The organism is Virgisporangium aurantiacum (assembly GCF_016863635.1).
GTDB lineage: Bacteria > Actinomycetota > Actinomycetes > Mycobacteriales > Micromonosporaceae > Virgisporangium > Virgisporangium aurantiacum.
This window is the reverse complement of the sequence record NZ_BOPG01000071.1, coordinates 101,685-119,834: the sequence shown is the minus strand read 5'-3', so window position 1 is coordinate 119,834 and position 18,150 is coordinate 101,685. Positions and strand designations below refer to the sequence as shown.

At 68.5% G+C, this 18,150-nt stretch carries 18 protein-coding genes; 8 read left to right on the top strand and 10 right to left on the bottom strand.

What is annotated here, in order from left to right:
- Nucleotides 1-203 precede the first annotated feature (203 nt).
- The 3 genes from Vau01_RS46805 to Vau01_RS46795 all read right to left on the bottom strand — a co-directional run bounded on the left by Vau01_RS46805 (nt 204) and on the right by Vau01_RS46795 (nt 2,441).
- Nucleotides 204-533 carry a hypothetical protein gene (locus tag Vau01_RS46805; protein WP_204007084.1) on the bottom strand — a complete coding sequence of 110 codons (330 nt, stop codon included), beginning with the start codon at nt 531-533 and terminating at the stop codon, nt 204-206.
- A gap of 72 nt (nt 534-605) precedes the next feature.
- Nucleotides 606-1,796, bottom strand: coding sequence for a cytochrome P450 (locus Vau01_RS46800; protein WP_204007083.1), 1,191 nt, complete (start codon nt 1,794-1,796; stop codon nt 606-608).
- Between the two features lie 150 nt (nt 1,797-1,946).
- Complete coding sequence (locus Vau01_RS46795) at nt 1,947-2,441, bottom strand: hypothetical protein (RefSeq protein WP_204007082.1); 495 nt, start codon at nt 2,439-2,441, stop codon at nt 1,947-1,949.
- Between the two features lie 1,662 nt (nt 2,442-4,103).
- On the opposite strand from Vau01_RS46795, the gene Vau01_RS46790 reads away from it, so the two are divergent.
- The 3 genes from Vau01_RS46790 to Vau01_RS46780 are packed head-to-tail and all read left to right on the top strand — an operon-like array spanning nt 4,104 to nt 6,869.
- Nucleotides 4,104-4,979, top strand: coding sequence for an NmrA family NAD(P)-binding protein (locus Vau01_RS46790; RefSeq protein WP_204007081.1), 876 nt, complete (start codon nt 4,104-4,106; stop codon nt 4,977-4,979).
- Nucleotides 4,976-5,887, top strand: coding sequence for an NmrA family NAD(P)-binding protein (locus Vau01_RS46785; protein ID WP_204007080.1), 912 nt, complete (start codon nt 4,976-4,978; stop codon nt 5,885-5,887). Before Vau01_RS46790 ends, Vau01_RS46785 begins: the two co-directional genes overlap by 4 nt.
- 28 nt (nt 5,888-5,915) lie before the next feature.
- The gene (locus Vau01_RS46780; RefSeq protein ID WP_204007078.1) at nt 5,916-6,869 is read left to right on the top strand and encodes an AraC family transcriptional regulator; all 954 of its coding nucleotides are present in this window, start codon (nt 5,916-5,918) and stop codon (nt 6,867-6,869) included.
- A 24-nt stretch (nt 6,870-6,893) separates the two neighbouring features.
- Here Vau01_RS46780 and Vau01_RS46775 read toward each other — a convergent pair whose 3' ends face one another.
- Both Vau01_RS46775 and Vau01_RS46770 read right to left on the bottom strand, forming a co-directional pair.
- The gene (locus tag Vau01_RS46775) at nt 6,894-7,313 is read right to left on the bottom strand and encodes a pyridoxamine 5'-phosphate oxidase family protein (RefSeq protein ID WP_204007076.1); all 420 of its coding nucleotides are present in this window, start codon (nt 7,311-7,313) and stop codon (nt 6,894-6,896) included.
- Nucleotides 7,314-7,541: 228 nt separating this feature from the next.
- A complete protein-coding gene (locus tag Vau01_RS46770) occupies nt 7,542-8,399 on the bottom strand; it encodes a helix-turn-helix transcriptional regulator (RefSeq protein ID WP_204007074.1) in 858 nt (285 codons plus the stop codon).
- Between the two features lie 77 nt (nt 8,400-8,476).
- Between Vau01_RS46770 and Vau01_RS46765 the strand changes: the two genes are divergently transcribed.
- From Vau01_RS46765 to Vau01_RS46745, 5 genes are all read left to right on the top strand, one after another.
- Nucleotides 8,477-9,970, top strand: coding sequence for an MBL fold metallo-hydrolase (locus tag Vau01_RS46765; protein ID WP_204007072.1), 1,494 nt, complete (start codon nt 8,477-8,479; stop codon nt 9,968-9,970).
- A gap of 12 nt (nt 9,971-9,982) precedes the next feature.
- Nucleotides 9,983-10,918: a DJ-1/PfpI family protein gene (locus tag Vau01_RS46760; protein ID WP_204007070.1), complete on the top strand. Its 936-nt coding sequence runs from the start codon at nt 9,983-9,985 to the stop codon at nt 10,916-10,918.
- A gap of 10 nt (nt 10,919-10,928) precedes the next feature.
- A complete protein-coding gene (locus Vau01_RS46755; protein ID WP_204007068.1) occupies nt 10,929-11,822 on the top strand; it encodes an endonuclease/exonuclease/phosphatase family protein in 894 nt (297 codons plus the stop codon).
- An 84-nt stretch (nt 11,823-11,906) separates the two neighbouring features.
- Entirely contained in the window at nt 11,907-12,437 is a 531-nt protein-coding gene (locus tag Vau01_RS46750; RefSeq protein WP_204007067.1) for a SigE family RNA polymerase sigma factor, read from the top strand.
- Nucleotides 12,438-12,452: 15 nt separating this feature from the next.
- Nucleotides 12,453-13,178, top strand: a complete 726-nt coding sequence (locus Vau01_RS46745; RefSeq protein WP_204007065.1) for a hypothetical protein — start codon at nt 12,453-12,455, stop codon at nt 13,176-13,178.
- Nucleotides 13,179-13,189: 11 nt separating this feature from the next.
- Here the strand turns inward: Vau01_RS46745 and Vau01_RS46740 are convergent, their stop codons facing one another.
- From Vau01_RS46740 to Vau01_RS46720, 5 genes are all read right to left on the bottom strand, one after another.
- Complete coding sequence (locus Vau01_RS46740) at nt 13,190-14,413, bottom strand: ABC transporter permease (RefSeq protein ID WP_204007063.1); 1,224 nt, start codon at nt 14,411-14,413, stop codon at nt 13,190-13,192.
- Nucleotides 14,410-15,108: an ABC transporter ATP-binding protein gene (locus tag Vau01_RS46735; protein ID WP_204007061.1), complete on the bottom strand. Its 699-nt coding sequence runs from the start codon at nt 15,106-15,108 to the stop codon at nt 14,410-14,412. Before Vau01_RS46735 ends, Vau01_RS46740 begins: the two co-directional genes overlap by 4 nt.
- Nucleotides 15,105-16,205 carry an efflux RND transporter periplasmic adaptor subunit gene (locus Vau01_RS46730; RefSeq protein WP_204007059.1) on the bottom strand — a complete coding sequence of 367 codons (1,101 nt, stop codon included), beginning with the start codon at nt 16,203-16,205 and terminating at the stop codon, nt 15,105-15,107. The genes Vau01_RS46735 and Vau01_RS46730 overlap by 4 nt, the downstream gene beginning before the upstream one ends.
- Nucleotides 16,205-16,735 carry a hypothetical protein gene (locus Vau01_RS46725; RefSeq protein ID WP_204007057.1) on the bottom strand — a complete coding sequence of 177 codons (531 nt, stop codon included), beginning with the start codon at nt 16,733-16,735 and terminating at the stop codon, nt 16,205-16,207. The genes Vau01_RS46730 and Vau01_RS46725 overlap by 1 nt, the downstream gene beginning before the upstream one ends.
- Nucleotides 16,736-16,871: 136 nt before the next feature.
- Complete coding sequence (locus Vau01_RS46720) at nt 16,872-18,128, bottom strand: MFS transporter (RefSeq protein ID WP_204007054.1); 1,257 nt, start codon at nt 18,126-18,128, stop codon at nt 16,872-16,874.
- Nucleotides 18,129-18,150: the final 22 nt, after the last annotated feature.

Below are 18,150 nucleotides of genomic sequence, written 5' to 3'. Positions count from 1 at the left end.
GACGGTAGCGGCGTGTGCCCGTGGTGGTCAGGCGGCGCCGTGGCAGACGTCCCTATTTGCGGCGGTAGATCCCACCGAACGGCCAGGTGCCGCGCCGACCGATCAGCCGAGGGACAAATTGCCCGTCACGTGCCAAAGACTGGCGTCTCATCCTCTGGTCGCCGCCAGGACGGACGTTCGGCGGGTGCTCGCCTCACTCGGCGTCAGTGGCACCGGGTGATGTGCGGGCAGGACGGGACCGGGTGCCAGTCGCGCCAGGTTTCCAGGCCGCAGCAGCAACCCGGGACGATCTCGGTGGTGGTGTCGGTCAGGATCAGCCCGCCCGGCGCGATCAGGTGTTCCGCGGTGGCAAGCTCGCCGGGCGGGATGTTGTTGTAGTCGGCGACGGTCGCGGCGAACAGGCCGGCCTCTGGGTCGCCGCAGGTGCCGTCGAGGGTGAGCCAGGCGCCGGGCTCGAGCGTGGCAACGGGCCATGGCGCCGCGTCCGGCGTCGTGAAGGGCGTCTCCAGGACCGCCCGCATCGTGATGGCCACCCGCCGATTCTGCGTTCCCGCAGAGCTGCTGTCACGAGCAGGCCGGCTGGTCGCCGAGCGGATGGTGCTACGTCAGCGGCCGGCGGGTGTGAACCGCAACGGGAGTTCGTCGGGGCCGTGGATGCCCAGTGCCGGGCGCCAGGTGACCGTCGCGGTGACGGCCGGCGGGCCGAACATGCGCGCCAGGATCGGTAGCGCCTCCTCCAGTTCCACATGGGCCAGGGCGGCGCCGAGGCAGTAGTGCGGTCCGCCGCCGAACTGGAGCAGCGGCACCCGGCGGTCGACGGTGATGTCGAACGAGTCGCCACCGGGATAGGCGCGCGGGTCGCGCTGGGCGGTCTGCACGGCGATGGTCAGGAACGTGCCGGCGGTGACGGTCATGCCGCGGAACCCGAAATCCTCGGTGGCGCGGCGGAACACCGTGTTGGCGGAGGGGCGCCAGCGCATCGTCTCGTCGACGGCCCGGCTCGCGAGGTCGGGCCGCTCGCGCAGCTTTGTCCACTGCGCGGGGTGCTCGGCGAACGTCACCACGGCGTTGGACAACTGGTGGCGGGTGTTGTCGTGGGCGCCGAAGACCAGGGTGACGAGGAGGTTGCGCAGTTCCTCGCGGGTCACCGTCGCCTCGGCGCGCCAGACCTTGACCATGTCGGAGATCAGGTCGTCGGTGGGGTGCGCCGCCTTCTCGTCGATCAGGTCGTCGACATATCCGTCGAGGCCGGCCACGGCCCGCTCGACCCGCGCGGGGATGTCGCCACCGGCGGCCAGCCCGAAGATCAGGCCGATGTCGCTCGTCCACCCGCTGAACGTGTCGTAGTCGGCCGTGGGCACGCCGAGCAGTTCGCACATCACCGCCAACGGCAGGCGGTTGGCGAACGCGTCGACGAAGTCGACGTCCCCCTTTGCCGCGATGTCGTCGGCGAGCCTCTGCGCGGTGGCCCGGATGAACGGCCGCAACCGTTCGACGGTGCGCGGCGTGAACGCCCGGCCCACGAGCCCACGCAACCGGCGGTGCTCGGCACCGTCCCTGTTGACGATCATCGGACCCCACCAGTCGTGGATCGGGCCCGACATGATCCCGTTACGGTGCAGGTAACTGTCGCCGCCGTGGTCGAGGCGCCGGGCGCGCAGCAGCTCCTGCGCCTCGGCGTACCGCAGCACGACGGCCCCCACAGGGCTGTCGGCGTACCAGTCGGCGTCTTGCGCGGCGAACACCTCTGCCGCGGTGAAATCGAACTCCGTATCGGCGACATCGAGGAACGTCATGCGACACCTCCCGGCCCGGCGACTCCACCGAGTGTGCCGGACCCGTCACCAAGACCGGAACGGCACGCGTCCGCCGATCTTTCTCAATGCGGAGCCTGGGCTGCCCTTGCCGGTGGCGGCGTCGATGCGCTGCGGCATCGTGGCGCAGAACTATGGGTAATCTTCCCGAGGCACATATCTCGTGCCGTCGAAAACCTCACCGTCCGGCGTCATGGCCACGCTGCCGATACGGTGATCTCCATCAGCGGTAATCTCGGCTCCGGCGCCAAAGGACATCCCTGACGTTCCACCGTCTTCACCAGGATTGTAGGTGGTCGCTAGAGGACCAGGAGCCGATGAAGGAGAATAAGATGCCCAAACCGGACCGGACATCGTAGGACCGGTGGCTGGAGTTGCATACTCGACACGATCGTCAATACCATTCTCGTTCATGTCGAGTCTCGAATAATCCACATCTCCGTCGCCATCTGAATCCACCGCGAGGATCTCGAAATAACCGTTCTGATTGGCATCTTGACCTGCGGTGTCGTAAACACCGTCGTAGTTTGAGTCGGCGGTTTGAATCTCTGCATATCCGTCGTTGTTGGCGTCTGTCCCATATGCGTCCGTAACACCGTCGTTGTTGCCATCCCAGGTCATGTCCATGATCTCTACCTAGAACCAATCGCTCAAACGATACCAAGGAGCCTCATAGTCAGGCACCCAGCCGGCTTGGGAACAAACCTCACTCATTACGCCATATCCAAAAGTCCAATCTTCATCGTCTCCGGATCGCGCCCACATTACCATGTCCGAGCCAGTCTCACGGATATCATCTTCGCCGGCTCGAGAGGCGTATCTATTGAGCTCATTTGCCAAAGCCACACGCCGCGAAGGATCTTCTCTGCCGTCTCCATAAGTCGAACCCAGCAGGCTGCAGGCACTCTCACCCTCACGGCTCAAAGCATGCTTGTCCAGGAGAAATAGAGCCCCGACCACTGCGAGAACAGCCGTCGCGGACACAATCAGACCCATTTTCACCTTGCGCATTGTCACCCTGCTTTTGGTTGGCGGAGGTGGAGGAATCGAACCCCGAGTGCTATTTGGGTGGTGCCGCCCGGTGCTGGCCGCCCCGGTCGCGGTTTGCGCATTCGTGATGCGTGCCTACATTAGCTCGCGGGCACAAGAGCAAGTGGAGCCGCCCAGGCGCCGCCGATGGCCGTGGCGCACATAGTAGGCCACATGCGACCTTTCCACATCCGGGATGCAGCTCGGCCCGCCGCTTCCTGCGTGGTCAATCGCCCCGAACCACAACTGACTGACGAAGAAGCCGAATGGAAATCTTCGAACAGGGTCGCGGTCTACCTTCTCGGCCACATTGCGAAGGAGTCGGGTCTCGGACGCGCGTGGGGAAAGCAGGGCGTTTACGGTTGGCGTTCGACGACATGTGAGAGATCGAGTTCCGCCTTTACATAAAAGCGAGGCAAACCAGGATCCTCGTGAGCTTTCTTAGATTCCAGGAGGGCCAAGACGGCGGCAGTCGCGGAGAATATTCAGGAAGTTCTGCTGAATGAGGAAAGCACGCGAACAGAATGAATGTTTGGTTTCCACGCCGTTCGCTTCAGTTGATCCAATACTTTCAGGCTTCCCCCGGAAGACCGACAGGTGTGATCGATCGGGATCGACATAGGGAAAGGCTCCCGGTAAGACACTTGAGTTTCGGAATTTCGGTGTTGCCGCGCCGCAGGTCATCCGTGTCCCCGATTGGATCTCGCGTGATGCCTGGTCAGTGCAGTGGTCCAACAAACCGCCGGCCGGGTCATCAGAGTTGATCTTCTGACTGGGCACTGAGGCACCTCGTCAATGCGGGGAGACGTGCCTGAGCGCCCAGTCCAGAGATCAACTAGGAACCTGGGTCCGAGCGACAGAAAGCCGAAACTCGAGTAAGACAGCTTCGACCAGATCCGATGCCCTTCCAGAAGCCTCTCGTATGGGTCACCTACAGCAGCTGCGGGCCGACACTCCCCGGTAGAGCCAGGGACCAGGCACAACCGGGCGTTGGGGCCGTTGAGGATCCAGGAGAGGTTGAACCGTCGCCACACGATCGCGCGGTGCGACATCGGGTCGCTGCCGTACTCGAAGAAGTCGGTCTCGACCAGCGCCCCGATCCTGAAGTCCGGTGCAGCACCGTGTTCACCGGCATCGAGGGCCTCCGGGTTCGCGGAGGCGATCCGATCGGGTATGCGGCGGCACAGAACTGTCATGGTTCGAGCCGTCCGGGGGTTCCTACCGTGGTGCTGTCGTCGTATTCGCCACCCGGAGGCCTTCGTGAGTTCAACCGTTCTCGTCACCGGTCCGACCGGCAAGGTCGGCCGGCGTCTGATACCGCTGTTGGTGCGCCGCGGAGTGACAATCCGTGCCGCCGGTCGGACGCCGGTCCAGGCCCGAACGGGCATCGATCCGGTCCGCTTCGACTGGGCCGATGAAAGCACATATGAGACCGCGCGCAAGGGCGTGGACGCGATGTACCTGGTCCCCGGTGCTGTTCCGCAACCGGAGCACGCCGACCACGTCCGTGCGCTTCTCGCCGGCGCGTCCGACGCCGGCGTCGGACGGATCGTGTTGCTTTCCGTGTACGGCCTGGACCACGCGCCGTCGGAGGACCCGCTGCGCCGCATCGAGTTGGCTGTCGAGTCGTCCGGCGTTCCGTACACCATCGTGCGGCCGGGAGCGTTCATGCAGAACTTCTCGGACGGGCTGCGGTGGTTCGAGTCGCTGGCCGAGGGGATCCGCGAACGGGACGAGATCGTGCACCCGGGCGGCGACGGACTGGTGAGCTACGTGTCGGCCGAGGACATCGCCGCGGTGGTGGCCGTCGCGCTGACGGAGGACGGACACGACGGCAGGGCCTATGCGCCGTTGGGTCCGGAGCCGCTCACGCTGACGCAGGTGGCCGGACACATATCATGGGTCACGGGACGGCGGATCAGATACGTCGAGGCGGATCGCGCGTCCACCCGCGATGCGTTGCTCGCCGCGGGCGCCTCGCCCGCGGCCGCCGAACACAACAGCGAGCTTCACAGCTATGCGTTCAGCTCCGGGATGTTCGGCGCCCTCAACGACGACATCCTGACGGTGACCGGCCGGCCGCCGGTCAGTTTCGGCGAGTTCGCCGTAAGTGCGGCGGGAGCGTGGCGCCGGTGAACACCACGACGACGACCGACGCGCCGGCCGTTCTGGTCATCGGAGCCAGCGGAAACATCGGCTCCGCACTCGTCGACGAACTCGTCCCCGATCACGAAGCCGGGCGGCTGCGTCTGGTCGCCGCCTGTCGCCGGCCCGGCGCGGCTGCGGCGCTGCGGGAGCGGGGCATCGAGGTGCGTCGGTTCGACCTCGACGACGCGGCGACGGGCGGTCTCGGCGCCATCGAACCCGGCTTCGCGGGGATCGACCGCGTATTCCTGCTCACCACCTACACCGTGAAGATGCTCGTGCAGTCGAAGGTGGCCGTCGACGCGGCGAAGGCGGCGGGGGTCTCGCACATCGTCCACCTCGGTTCGAGCCACTCCGACCCGAACACCGTCGAATACGCCGCCTGGCACGAACTCGTCGAGGCCTACATCGAACGCTCCGGGCTCGGATACACCCACGTGTGGCCCGCGGCCTTCCTGCAGATGCTGCCGATGAGCGTGACGGCACCCGAAGTCCTCACCTACTTCATCGGCGACGGTCGGGCGAACTGGGTGGACACCGGAGACGTCGCCGCGGTGGCCGCCGCGGCGCTGCGCGATCCCGCGGCGCACAACGGATGTGCGTACCACGTGGCCGCCGGGTCGGCGTCGGTCACCGAGATCGCCGACGCGCTCGGCCGGATCACGGAACGGTCCTGGCGCTACGAACCGGCGAAGCCACAGGTGTTCTACGACCAGATGGTCGCGGGCGGTTTCGACCCGGTGTACATGCGCGGCGTCCGCGACTACATGGAGCGCGTCGGCAACGGCTCGCTCACCGACCCGGAGCGTGTCTACGACACCATAGAATCGGTGACGGGGCGCCCGGCCACGTCGGTACGCCAGTTCCTCGAAAAGCACCATCACCTGTTCCGGCGCTGACGGGCCGGCGACGACGAAGATGGTGAGCATGGTTGGCGATCCGGTGGCCGACATCGTGGCCGACGTCGTCGGCACCACCCGGCGCAACACCGCGGTGTACAGCCGCAACCTGTTCCGCGCTCCGTGGGGGTTCGGCGTACCGGCCATGCGCGTGGCCAGTTTCCAGGTGGTGACCTCCGGTGCGTGCTGGCTGATGCCGGAGGGCGGCGAACCGATCCACCTCACCGGCGGAGACGTCGTGCTCCTCCCGTCAGGGTCGGCGTTCGCCATGGTCGACACGCCGGGTTCGCCGGTGCGGCTGTTGACCGAGATCCTCGGTGGCCCGTTGGGAGAGGTCCCCGTGCGGGAATTGATCCTCGACGGTTCGGGCCCGGAGACCAGCCTGCTGTGCGGCGGCTATCTGCTGGACGGGCTCCTGCACCCGCTCACGGCGACCCTTCCGCCGGTGGTCCACATCACCGCGGCGCAGGCCCGCGGCACGGGGCTGGCCGCGGCGGTGGACCTGCTGTCCGACGAGGTCGACCGCGCCGACCCCGGCGCCGGCGCGGTGATCACACCGCTGGTCGAGCTGCTGTTCGTCTACGTCCTGCGGGCCTGGCTGGCCGAGCGGAGCACGGCCGCCGACGGCTGGGTGGGCGCGCTGTACGACCCGGTGGTCGGCAGCGCGCTCGCCCTCATGCACCGCGAACCCGGCCGCCCGTGGGGTGTCGATTCGCTCGCCCGCGCGGTCGGGGCACACCGGACCGCATTCACCCGCCGGTTCGTCAAGCTGACCGGCCAGGCGCCCATGACGTACCTGACCTCCTGGCGCATGTCCGTCGCCTCCCGGTTGTTGCGCGAGGAACGCCATCCGCTGCGGGAGATCGCCCATCGGGTCGGCTACGACTCCGAGTTCGCGTTCGCGCGGGCGTTCAAACGCACGGTGGGCCAGGCGCCGGGCCGGTACCGGGCCGCGGTCGGCGACGTCGACCTGCTGCGGTGACCGGCCCAGGCGCGGTCGGAGCATCTAGAAGCGCCAGCGGGTGGCGCTGAATCCGTCCTCCTTGCCGAATGCGAACACCTGCGCCGGCTCAACCGCGTAGACATGTCGAGGATCGCTGAGGGCGGTGTCGGCCGGATCGTAGAACTCGCCGTCTCTGACGAACGGGTGCCACCACGGATACTTGGCCGGAAACAGGTCGGCGATCCTTTGCAGCCTGGCTGCGTTCCGAACGAGATGGGCGGCGCCTTCGAGAACCAGGTCGACGTCATGACCGGGCACCGTGACCGCGCAGCCGTTGTTGCGCACGAGGTTGCGGGTCTTGCGGGACTGCTGGAAGGTGGCGAAACAGACCGACTCTTCGAGCCATACGCCCAGCACCGGCACCACGTGCGGCCGCCCGTCCGGGTCGGTGGTCGCGAGTAGGAAGTCGTCGGCCCCGGCCACCCGCGTGCGTACGTCCGCCCAGCTGAGAGCCGTCAGGGGTGTGCCGCGAGGGCTGGACAATTGCTGGGGAGTCGGCTCTGACTCTGCCATGTACTGCTCCTTGGTGAGTAGCTACCAAGCGGCAGCCGAACTGACTGTGCCGCACGTCGCGCGTCATGAAAAGCGATTGATTGCGATCGGAATCATCGCCAACAGCGATACTCCAATGACCCGGTGCGTTGTCGGGGATCAACCCGACCCGCGCGGGCGTAACAGCTGACGGAACGCGCTCGGCGTCATGCCGACGATATCGCCGAAGATGCGGGTGAAGTGGGCCTGGTCGGCGAAACCGAGTGCCACCGCGACCTGCGCGAGCGGTAGGTCGGCGCGGCGCAGCAGGTTCGCGGCCTGGCGGACGCGCAACGCGCGCAGGTACTCGCCGATGGTCCGCTGATGGATGCGCCGGAACACCGATGCCAGATAGACCGGATGCACGCCGGCCTCGTGTGCGAGAACCGAGGTGTAGTGACGTCTGGCCGGTTCGTCATGCAGCTTCTGCATCACCCGACCGAGCCACGCCGGTTGCGGCGACGTCGGCCATCCGGGATTCCGCAGTGCGCACCCGGCCAGTTCCAGAGCCAGATCCTCGGCGACCAGTGCGGAGCACGGCTGCCAGTGTCGAAGTTCGCGCAACAGCCGACAGGCGAGCCAGACGACACGCGTCCCGTGTTCGTGGAAGTCGCGGCGTGCCGGCCCGGCTTCGGCCAGCACGTCCGTCCCTTCCCGGGTCAGTTCGACGTTGAAGAAGCGGCCGCCACTGTGCCCGACCACATCATCGTGAACCACGCCCGGACGGTGCCACCAGACGGTCAACGGGTCGTACTCGTGGCGTCGGCCATCGAAGGTCTCCGCATAGTGCCCCTCGATCAGCAGGCTGAAGTAGGCCGTCTGGTGCGTGTGCGTCGGCAGTTCGCGCCCGCGGGCATGGTGGAGTTCGGAGAGCACGAACTGCGGGGAGGCCTGTCTGCGCACCACATCGCCGTAGAACTCGCCGACCGCGAGATCTCGCCGGCGGCGGCAGTCGCAGTCCACCTTGCGTTTGTTCAAGACCAGGACCTCCGACGGCCTCAGGCTTGGCCGTCATGAAAGGCATCCTACGCGCGCCGGCCCGGCCACCGGGCGTCGTGGCCGCCGCGGCCGAATTCACCCTGCACTCCTACCGGCAGGCGCGCACGGCGCTGGCACGCGCGATCGAGGTCGCCGGCGGTTCAGCCGACATCCGCCGTCTGCGCAACGTCTCGCTGAGCTACACCGGCCATCGCAACATGATCAACCAGAGCCGACGGGCGTTCCCGCCCTGGGACCGGGAACCCGCCAGCGGCACCGTCATCGTCGACCGTGCGGGCGAGCGGATGTTCGCCGAGAACTACACGTCGTACCCCGGTATCGGCCGGTTCGGCGGCGCCTGGGCGCTGAACGGCGACCATGGCGCGCACTGGGAACCCGCCCGCAACCATCACGGCAGCGAGATCATCGCCACCTTCTCCGGGCGCGACGCCGATGGCCCGTGGGCCCTGATCCCGCGCTGGATTCCGCCGCTGATGCTGCTGGACGCGTGGGACAGCGGCATCAACCTGCGTTCGCTGGGCAACACCGTGCGCGACGGCAGGCCCATGCACGCGTTGGCCTGGACCCAGCGCGACAGGGCCACCATCACCCTGCTGGTGGACGCGGACAGCGGTGCGTTCAGCGGATTCGAGTGGATCCACGATGACGGCGTCTACGGCGACGTGACCGACCGGGTCGAGTACTCCGACTGGCACGCGATCCGCGGCGTGTACTTCCCTACCCGCCGAACGGACTGGTTCAACCACGAGATCGCCCGCGAACTCGACCTGGACTATCGCACGGACACCGCGCTCGCGGACGACCAGTTCGAGATACCGCCCGGCTATTCGCAGCCGCAGAAGACGGAGGCGGCCGCACGCCTGCAGAAGGTCGCCGACGGCGTCTACCTGGACACCCAGGTGGACGGCGTGATGATCGTCGAGTTCCGTGATTTCCTCGCGGTGGTCGATTGCCCGGACAGTTTCCGCATCGCCGACTCGACCATCGCGGCGCTCCGCGACGCCTTCCCGGACAAGCCGGTGCGCTACGTGGTGCCGAGCCACACCCATGGCGACCATGGCGGCGGCGCGCGAGCGTACTTCCACGCCGGCGCAACCCTGCTCACCACGCCCGGCCACGTCGAGTTCTATCGCCGGCTGGCACAGGTGCGCCGGACCATCTCGCCGGACCCGTACCTCGCCCCGGACAGCGGCCCCGCGATCGAGGAGTTCCGCGACAAACACACGATCTCCGACGGCACCCAGACCATGGTGCTCCACGACGTCGGCCCGAACGCCCATTCGGCGGAGCTCACCATCGTGCACCTGCCCATCCACGGGATCGTCTGGCAGGCCGACGTCTTCATCTCGCCGGCGACCGGAGGTGGCGTGAATCCGGCGATGCCGATCGGCATCGAGTTCGCCGAGAAGCTGAAATCGCTTGGCATCGACGACTTCACGGCGCTCCTCGAAGGGCACAACAGGCGCGTCGTCACCAGCGAGGAATTCCGCCGCGCGCTGGCGTTGGCGGGCTATCGCGGCTACGAGCCGTTCCGGGCAACACAGATCTGAAGGAGAGGACCGATGCCTGATCGCAGGAAGGTCGCGATTCTGCTCTTCGATGGCGTCCAGATCATCGACTACACCGGCCCGTACGAGGTCCTCGGCCAGGCGGGAATGGAGGTCTTCACCGTCGCGGTGGAGCCGGAGATGATCACGACCGCGATGGGCATGAGGGTCATGCCGCACTACGCGATGGACAATGCGCCGGCAGCCGACGTGCTGCTCATCCCGGGCGGCGAGGTCGGGCCCACGCAGGAGAACCCGAGTGTGATCCGATGGATCCAGAAGAGATCGGAGCGCGCCGAGTACGTGATGTCGGTCTGCAACGGAGCGTACATTCTGGCGAAGACCGGTCTGTTGGACGGTCTCACCGCGACGACGTTCTATGACCTGCAGGACGGTCTGTCGGCCATTGCGCCGACGGTCACGGTCGTCCGCGACCAGCGCTATGCGGACAACGGCAAGTTCATCACCACCGCTGGCATCTCTTCCGGAATAGACGGCTCACTGCACCTGGTCTCGAAGCTGTTCGGGAGGGGACGCGCGCAGATGGTGGCGCTCAACATGGAGTACGACTGGCAACCCGACTCCACCTATGCCCGAGCCAACCTCGCCGACCGGCACATCCGGACCGTCTTTCGCAGGAATCTGCTCCTGGACACTCCGCCGGGCGTGTCCGCCACGGTGCTCAGCACCGAAGGCTCGGCACGTGAGTGGGAGGTCAGGTGGGAGGTGCGGGGCGCGTCCTCGGCGGTGGAGCTGGTGAGGCTGGTCGGTGCCCAACTGGGCGCCGGTGAGTGGGTGGCACGGAACTCGACCGACACGGGCGGCTGGGAGTTCACCGATGACGAGGGCATCAAGTGGCACGGCGCGGTCGACGTTCGATCGATACGGGACGAGGTCTTCACCATCGGTTTGACGGTCGAACACACCGGCGCCCGCGAGAGGCATAGGTGATACTCGATCGATGAGAGATCTTGGCCGGTTCCCGGCGGTACTGGTGTTGCTGGTCGCCATCGGCACGGCGGTGCTCGCACCCGCCGCCCACGCGGACGTCGTGTCACCGGGTACGGCCGGACCCGTGCGCACGATCTCGTACAACGTGTGCGGTGCGAGCACCTGCCAGAGCCCGTTGAGCCTGTCGGCCTGGACCACCGAGATGAAGCGGCAGATCACCGCGTGGGACGCGGACGCCGTGATGCTCCAGGAGCTGTGCCTCGGGCAGTGGATCGCGCTGCGCGACGCGCTGCCCGGATACCGCGCGGTGTGGTCGTCGACGGTTCAGGCGACCCCGGGCTGCACGAAGTGGAACGCCGACAGCCGCTTCGGCCTCGGCGTACTGGTCAAGACGACCGGTCCGGTCGATCGACTGGTCGGCAACCTGACCGTTCCCGCCGGCACCGAGCTGCGCGCCGTCCTCTGTGCCCGCGGGACGATCGACAACCGGGTCACGCTCGCCTGCACCACCCACCTCGCCCAGTACATCCTGCCCGACAACGGCGCCGCACAGGTCATGGCGCACATCGGCGGCTGGGCCGGTGCGTCCCCCGTGCTGATCGGCGCCGACGTCAACGCGGATCCGTTCACCGACACCGTGCTCGGCCCGATCCGCGCCGGAACCGCGGGCACGGGCACCTTCGCCGAGGTCGACGAGAACGACCGCGACCACTTCACCGCGGACTGCCTGGCCGCCGGGGTCTCCGAATGCCGGTCCGGTGAAGGCACCGTCGCCGGTGACCGCAAGTTCGACAACATCTTCGTGACGACGGCCGACTTCCACACCGTCCGCGGTGACGCGGTCGAACCGGGCCTGTCCGACCACAGGCTCCTGCGCGGCGCCGCCCACCCGGAAAGCCGCTGACGGCGACACCACCGCGGCATGCAACGGTTCCGGCCGGCTTCGGCGTAGTGGGTAGCACGGGTTGTCCATGTGACGGAGGCGATCGTGCGGGACCGGACGGGCTTCGACGAGTATGTAACCGCGCGGTCACCCCATTTGCTGCGCCTCGCGTACCTGCTCACCCGGGACTGGCAGATCGCGGAGGACCTCGTCCAGACGACGCTGGTCAAGGCGTGGTCGGCCTGGGACCGCCTCGACTCGGGCAGCCCGGACGGCTACGTCCGGCGCGTCATGGTGACGACACACCTGTCCTGGCGACGACGCCGGTGGATCGGCGAGATCGCCGCCGGTGACCTCGTCGACCACGCGGCCAGCCCGCGGACGCCGGACCAGACGAACGCCGTCGACGAGCGCGACCGGCTGTGGCGACAGCTCGGCGAGCTCCCACCGCGTCAGCGGGCCGTTCTGGTGCTGCGCTACTTCGAGGACCTCAGCGACGAACAGATCGCCGACGTGCTCGGAATCGGGGTGGGAGGCGTACGCAGCCAGGCCAGCCGTGCCCTGGCCAGGCTCCGCGCGGTCGTCTCCCCGTACCGACCGTCCGCCGACGCCCAGCTCCCCCGCACCCACGCCTGATCCGAGGAGGAACCCATGTCACTCGACGACACGCTCCGCGACCTCATGGACGAACGCAGCCGGGGCCGGGCGGTCCCGGCAGGGCACCTCGACCAGATCCGACACCGGCTCGTCCGGCGCCGGAACAGAAGGGTGGGCGCCGCGGCAGCCGGCACCGTCCTCGCCCTCGCCGCGTTGACCGGTACCGCGATCACCTGGCCACGGTCGGCGACCACCGACGAACCGCCGACGACCGTCGGTGAATCGGCCACGCCACCCACCTCGGCCCCGCCGTTGACGCTGCCCGCCCACAACCGCGGACAGTCCCTCGTCCTGCAGAAGCTCGAACCGCTGTCACCGGGCCACGGGGAGTTCACGCTGCTCTTCACCCCCCGGCAATGGAACTTCTCCATCTCCATGGACTGCGCCACCACCCCCGTCCCCACCGAGTACCAGATCGAAATCCTGATCAACGGCAGCCGCCTGCCCTACGGGGTCGCCACCTGCAACCAGGAATCCGGCCGGTCCGCCCTTCCCGACCGACCAGCCACCGACGACGAGCAGCGCCGCTGGTGGCAGCACGTTCACAACATGATCCAGGCGGACACCCCGGTCCGCCTGAACGAGCCGATGACCATCACCGTCCGGGTCGGCACGCCCGAGGCGAGGTACGAACCACGCGTCGGCGGTGAGATCCTCCGATCCGGCCCGTTCACCGCCCGGTCCGGCCAGGCCGTCGTGGGCATCTACCAACCCGGCTGACCGGCAATGGGCTACACCGTCCGCAACGCCACGGTCGGTGGCATCCGGGACGCTCGAAGGGCCGGCAACAGGCCGGCCAACGCGCCGATCAGGATGGCCGAGACGATGCCGCCCGACCACGCCTCGACGGGGATCACGACGGCCCAGTTCTTCGAACCGGCGTACACGGCGGTCGCCGCGGCCCCGGCCAGCACGCCGACGACGCCCCCGCCGACGGCGAGCAGGATCGACTCCGCGAGGAACTGGGTCCGGATCTGACCCCGCGTCGCGCCGAGGGCCCGACGCAGGCCGATCTCCGAGCGGCGCTCCAGGACCGATATGATCATGATGTTGGCGACACCGACGGCACCCACGATCAGAGCCACCACCCCGAGTCCGAGGAACAGGCTGTCGAACGCCCCAGCGGCCGCGGCCCGGGCGGTGAGCACGTCGGAGGGCTTGCTGACGGCCACCTCGTACGGCGCCTCGGGGTTGGCGGTCTCCGCGAGCAGCGACCGCACCGCCGCGACATGATCGATGTCGGCGCGCACGTAGATCGAGCTCGGCGGGCCGGTCTCCTCCTCACCGCCGACCAGGCTGACGTAGCCGAGGTACCGCTGTGCGGCCGGATAACCGACGAGGGCGCTGTTGGCGATCTCGGGTTCCAGCGGCGAGGGCTCCAGAATGCCCGCGACGTTGAACCACTGGCCGCCCAGCCAGATCCGTTGATCAGGGTGGATCCGGTCGATGCCAAGATGCTCCGCGGCGGTCGAACCGAGCACCGCGACCGGCTCGCGGGCGGTGCCCTCGTTGAGCCAGGTGCCGCGTGCGACAACGGTTCTGAGCACCGCGGGCAGGTTCAGGCTGGCGGCCCGCACCTGGAGTCCACCGGTGTTGGCCGCCGGGATCATCGGGTTCCGGTAGACGTTGTCGTCCTTCATCAGGGCGGTGTGTGCCACCAGTTGGACGTTGTCCAGGTGCGCGATCCGCGCCGGCGCCTCGCGGGGCAGCTGTGCGGTACCCCCGGAGAGGCTCGTCCCGGCCTCGACGGTCAGCATGTTCGGGCCGAGCCGGGCGATCTCCGCGAGCAGCCCGGCCTGCGAGGAGGAGGACAGCCCCAGGACGCCCACGATCGCCGCCGTTCCGATCGCGATTCCGAGCGCGGACAGCGCGGCGCGCAGCGGCCGGGCGCGCAGCCCGACACTCGCCACCCGCAGCCCGTCCCGGAACCCCAGGCGCCCGCTGTTGGCGCTCATGGCCGCTCTCCGTCGCCGGTGTCGGAGACCACCCGACCGTCCAGCAGTCGGATCCGGCGAGGGAGCTGATCGGCGAGACCCGCGTCGTGGGTGATCATGATGATGGTGGAGCCCGCGGCGTTGAGCTCGTGGATGAGCGCCATGATCGATGCCCCGGTGGTGCTGTCGAGGTTCCCCGTCGGTTCGTCGGCGAGAACGATCGCCGGACGCCCGACGAGAGCCCGGGCGATCGCGACCCGCTGCCGCTGCCCGCCGGAGATCTTGTTGGGCTTGAACGTCGCGCGATCGGAGAGGCCGACCCGTTCGAGCGCCTCATCCGCGAGCCGGTACCGCTCGGCGGCCCGGACGCCGGCGTAGAGCAGCCCGTCGGCGACGTTCTCCCGCACCGTGGCATGTTCGGCCAGGAAGAACTGCTGGAAGACGAACCCGATCTCCCGGGCCCGCAGCAGCGACAGCTCGCGGTCGGTCAGCCGCGCCGCGTCGGCTCCACCGATCCGGACCACGCCGCTGCTGGGTCGCTCCAGCGTCCCGATGACGTGCAGGAGCGTGGACTTGCCCGAACCGGAGGGCCCGACGATCGCCACCAGTTCGCCCCGCCCGACGGAGAAGGACACCCCCCGCAGCGCCGGCACCGGCGGCTGCTCACCGTAGACCTTGGTTACCGCATCGAGTTCCAGAACCGTCTCACCGCTCATGACGACGGCACCACCACGTGATCGCCTTCGCGGAGGCCGCCCTCGACCTGGACGCGCCCGCCGGCGGTGTCGAACAGGCCCAGTTCCACGCCGACCAGTTCCCGTCGCCCGCCGGGGCGCACGACCTCGACCGCGAACCCGCCGCCGGACTTCCCGACCAGCGCCGTGACCGGCACGTTCAGGGCGTTCTCCACTTCGTCGACCGTGATCGCGACCAGCACCGGGGCCCGGTCGAGACCGCGCGCCGCCGCCGGGTCGTCGAGCCTGATGTAGGCCGGGATGGTGGCGTCCCCGGCGTTGGTGTTCTGCCCGGCGGGGACCTGGGCCACCCGGCCCAACCGGTCCACCTTTCCGGTGACCGTCCTGTTGCCCGGCAGGGTGATCTGCGCGGGGTCGCCCGTGTTCACCCCGCCCTGCTGCGACGGATCGAGGGCCACCTGCACCTCGATCGTGTCGGAGGTGGCCTGCGCGACCTGTGCGCCCGGTTGGGCGGGTGCGCCGAGCTCGCCGGTCACCTTGGCGATCCGGACCGCCTCGGGCAGGAAGATCGCGTCGTCGAGATCGAGCCTTCCGGTCAGGCCGATGCCCTTGTCGTGCTGGAGCACCCGGAGAGCCTGCTGCGTCCGCCAGGTGAAGACGCTGTCGGCGGGATCGATGGTGACGCCGGCGGCGGCGTCGTATCCGAGCTTGTGCAGGTTCCCGTTGAGCTGGCGGACGTCGTGGCCCGCGAGGCCGCTACGCAGGTCGCGGTAGACCGGGACCATGCCGCACAACGCCAGCACGGGCTTCTCGTCCACCCGGTAGAGCACGTCGCCACACGTGATCTCGTCGCCGTCGGCGGGCAGCTCGGTGTAGGTCCCGCTGGCCTGGTTGATCACCGAGTACGGCGAGCCGTTCGGTTGCGCCCGGTAGGTCAGGGTCCCGCTCTGGGAGATCATCGCCGAGAGCCTTCCCCGTTCCACCGTCGCGGTGTTCGTCGACGACTCCTGCGCGGTCGGGGTCGTTCGCGTCGGACCGAACGCGACGACCGCGCCACCGACGGCGGTGCCGGCGACCAGCACGGTCGCCGCGGCCAGCAGCCAGGTCTTCCGCTTCACTACTTGCCTTTCCCGTCGGCCTTGACGCCCGCGGCCTTCGAGTATTCGCCGCACTTCTCCCCCGCGGCGTTGAGAGCGTCCATGCCGCTCTTCGTCGCGGCGGACGGGATCCGGTTCGTGTCGATCAGCGGACTCTCCGGGCTGGGGTCCGGGAAGTCCTTCACGCCGTTGTCGCGCATGCACTGGGCGAACCTCAGGGCCGCCTTCTGCTCCTCGGCGCTCCTCTTCTGGCCCGTGAACCCCGGTGGCTCCAGGTCCTTGCACGCGCTGATGGCGCTCTTCCACACCGCGGTGTTCGGGTCCAGCGACGTGCCGTTCAACACGCCGTCGACGGTGAGCTCGCCCGACGGGCCCGGATCGGGGAAGTCCTTCACGCCGTTGTCGCGCATGCACTGGGCGAACTTCATCGCCCTCTCCCGAGAGGTGGCGGTGTCGTTGGCGGTGCCGGTTTCGGCCGGTGAGTTCGAACAGCCCGCACCCATCAGTGCGACCATGGCAAGGGCGGCCAGCGGCCGTAGTTTTCCACTCATGTTCGGTCTCCGCGTGGGGTGATGGTGTCGAGCCGGTCGGCCATCACTGAAGACCAGGGACTGTTGCGGTGACGTATGCGATTTTCGATACGTCCGCGATACACGCCGGTCCGGCGCCACCACGCGTCGACGGACGCTACGGCGTCCCGGACCGGTGGACCTTTGGCAGGAACACCTGGCCGGCCGTGCCCAGCGTGGCGACGGCGAACGTGACGACGGCCGGGAGCAGGTACCCGCCGGAAGCGCCGATGAGCAGCCCGGCCAGGGGTGCGCCGAACAGCGCGCCGACGCTGGCGCTGGTGAACATCACGCCGGTGACCGTGCCGAGGCTGTCGATGCCGTAGTAGTGGCCGAGCATCGCCGGCATGAGCGCGATGTTGCCGCCGTAGCCCGCCCCGAAGACCAGTGCGAACACCAGCAGCACCCAGTACGACCGGGACGGCACCCAGATCAGAAAGGACGCCCAGATGGTGACGGTCGTCGCCTTGTAGGCGGTCACGACACCGACCCGACCGGCGACGAGGCCGAACAGGATCCGGGCCGCGGTGCTCGCGAACCCGATGACGCTGATGAGGGCGGCGGCCCGGATGGGGGTGACGCCGCCCTGCTCGGCCATCGGGGCGACGAACACGAACGGCACGTACAGCACGAGTCCCATCGCGAAGCCGGAGGCGTACAGCGTGCGGAACATCGGGTCACCGGCCAGTCGACCGGCCGTCCAGGTGGCGTCGGCGTGTCGACGGCGTGCCGCGACCGGCATCGCCGCGGCGCACGCCAGCAGCACCACCATGGCGGCGAGGCCGAGCCACGCCTCGGTGCGGCGCCACCCGAGCGCGTCCACGAGCGCGGCCGTGACGATCGGCCCGAGCACCGTGCCGGCGCCGATGCCCGTCACCGCGATCCCGATCGCCTGCACCCGGTGCCGCACGAACCACGCGCCGACGTTCGCGACCGACGGTACGTAGGCACAACTCACGCCGACGCCCACGACCAGGTAACCCGCGACCGCCGTCGCGACATGACCGGCGGTCGCGGTCAGCCCGAGCCCGGCCGCGAGAACCAGGCCGCCGACGGCGAGCATGGGCCTCGGGCCGTACCGGTCGGCGAGCCTTCCGGTGACGCCGCTGAGGGCGAGGAAGGTGAACGGGAAGACCGAGAACACCCAACCCGCCTGGCCCGCGCTGAGCCCGAGGGACGCCCGCATCGGTGCGACCACGCTGCCGAAGTTGTACGAGAACCCGAACGCGACACCCAGCGCGACGAACGTCATGCCCACCGCCCACCACCCCGCCCGGGAGTCGGGCACGGTGGGCGCGGGCCGGTTCACGCCGGCGCGGCGCGTCGACTCATCGAGGCGGGCACCGGTGCTGCCTGCGGGCCCGTCCACGGTCACGGTTGGACGCTACCCTCGATTG

Excerpts from the sequence above, each read along its gene's own strand:
- Vau01_RS46800 (WP_204007083.1), bottom strand. The coding sequence starts at position 1,796 with ATGACGTTCCTCGATGTCGCCGATACGGAGTTCGATTTCACCGCGGCA.
- Vau01_RS46795 (WP_204007082.1), bottom strand. The coding sequence starts at position 2,441 with ATGGACATGACCTGGGATGGCAACAACGACGGTGTTACGGACGCATAT.
- Vau01_RS46780 (WP_204007078.1), top strand. The coding sequence starts at position 5,916 with ATGGTTGGCGATCCGGTGGCCGACATCGTGGCCGACGTCGTCGGCACC.
- Vau01_RS46760 (WP_204007070.1), top strand. The coding sequence starts at position 9,983 with ATGCCTGATCGCAGGAAGGTCGCGATTCTGCTCTTCGATGGCGTCCAG.
- Vau01_RS46755 (WP_204007068.1), top strand. The coding sequence starts at position 10,929 with ATGAGAGATCTTGGCCGGTTCCCGGCGGTACTGGTGTTGCTGGTCGCC.
- Vau01_RS46745 (WP_204007065.1), top strand. The coding sequence starts at position 12,453 with ATGTCACTCGACGACACGCTCCGCGACCTCATGGACGAACGCAGCCGG.
- Vau01_RS46740 (WP_204007063.1), bottom strand. The coding sequence starts at position 14,413 with ATGAGCGCCAACAGCGGGCGCCTGGGGTTCCGGGACGGGCTGCGGGTG.
- Vau01_RS46735 (WP_204007061.1), bottom strand. The coding sequence starts at position 15,108 with ATGAGCGGTGAGACGGTTCTGGAACTCGATGCGGTAACCAAGGTCTAC.
- Vau01_RS46725 (WP_204007057.1), bottom strand. The coding sequence starts at position 16,735 with ATGAGTGGAAAACTACGGCCGCTGGCCGCCCTTGCCATGGTCGCACTG.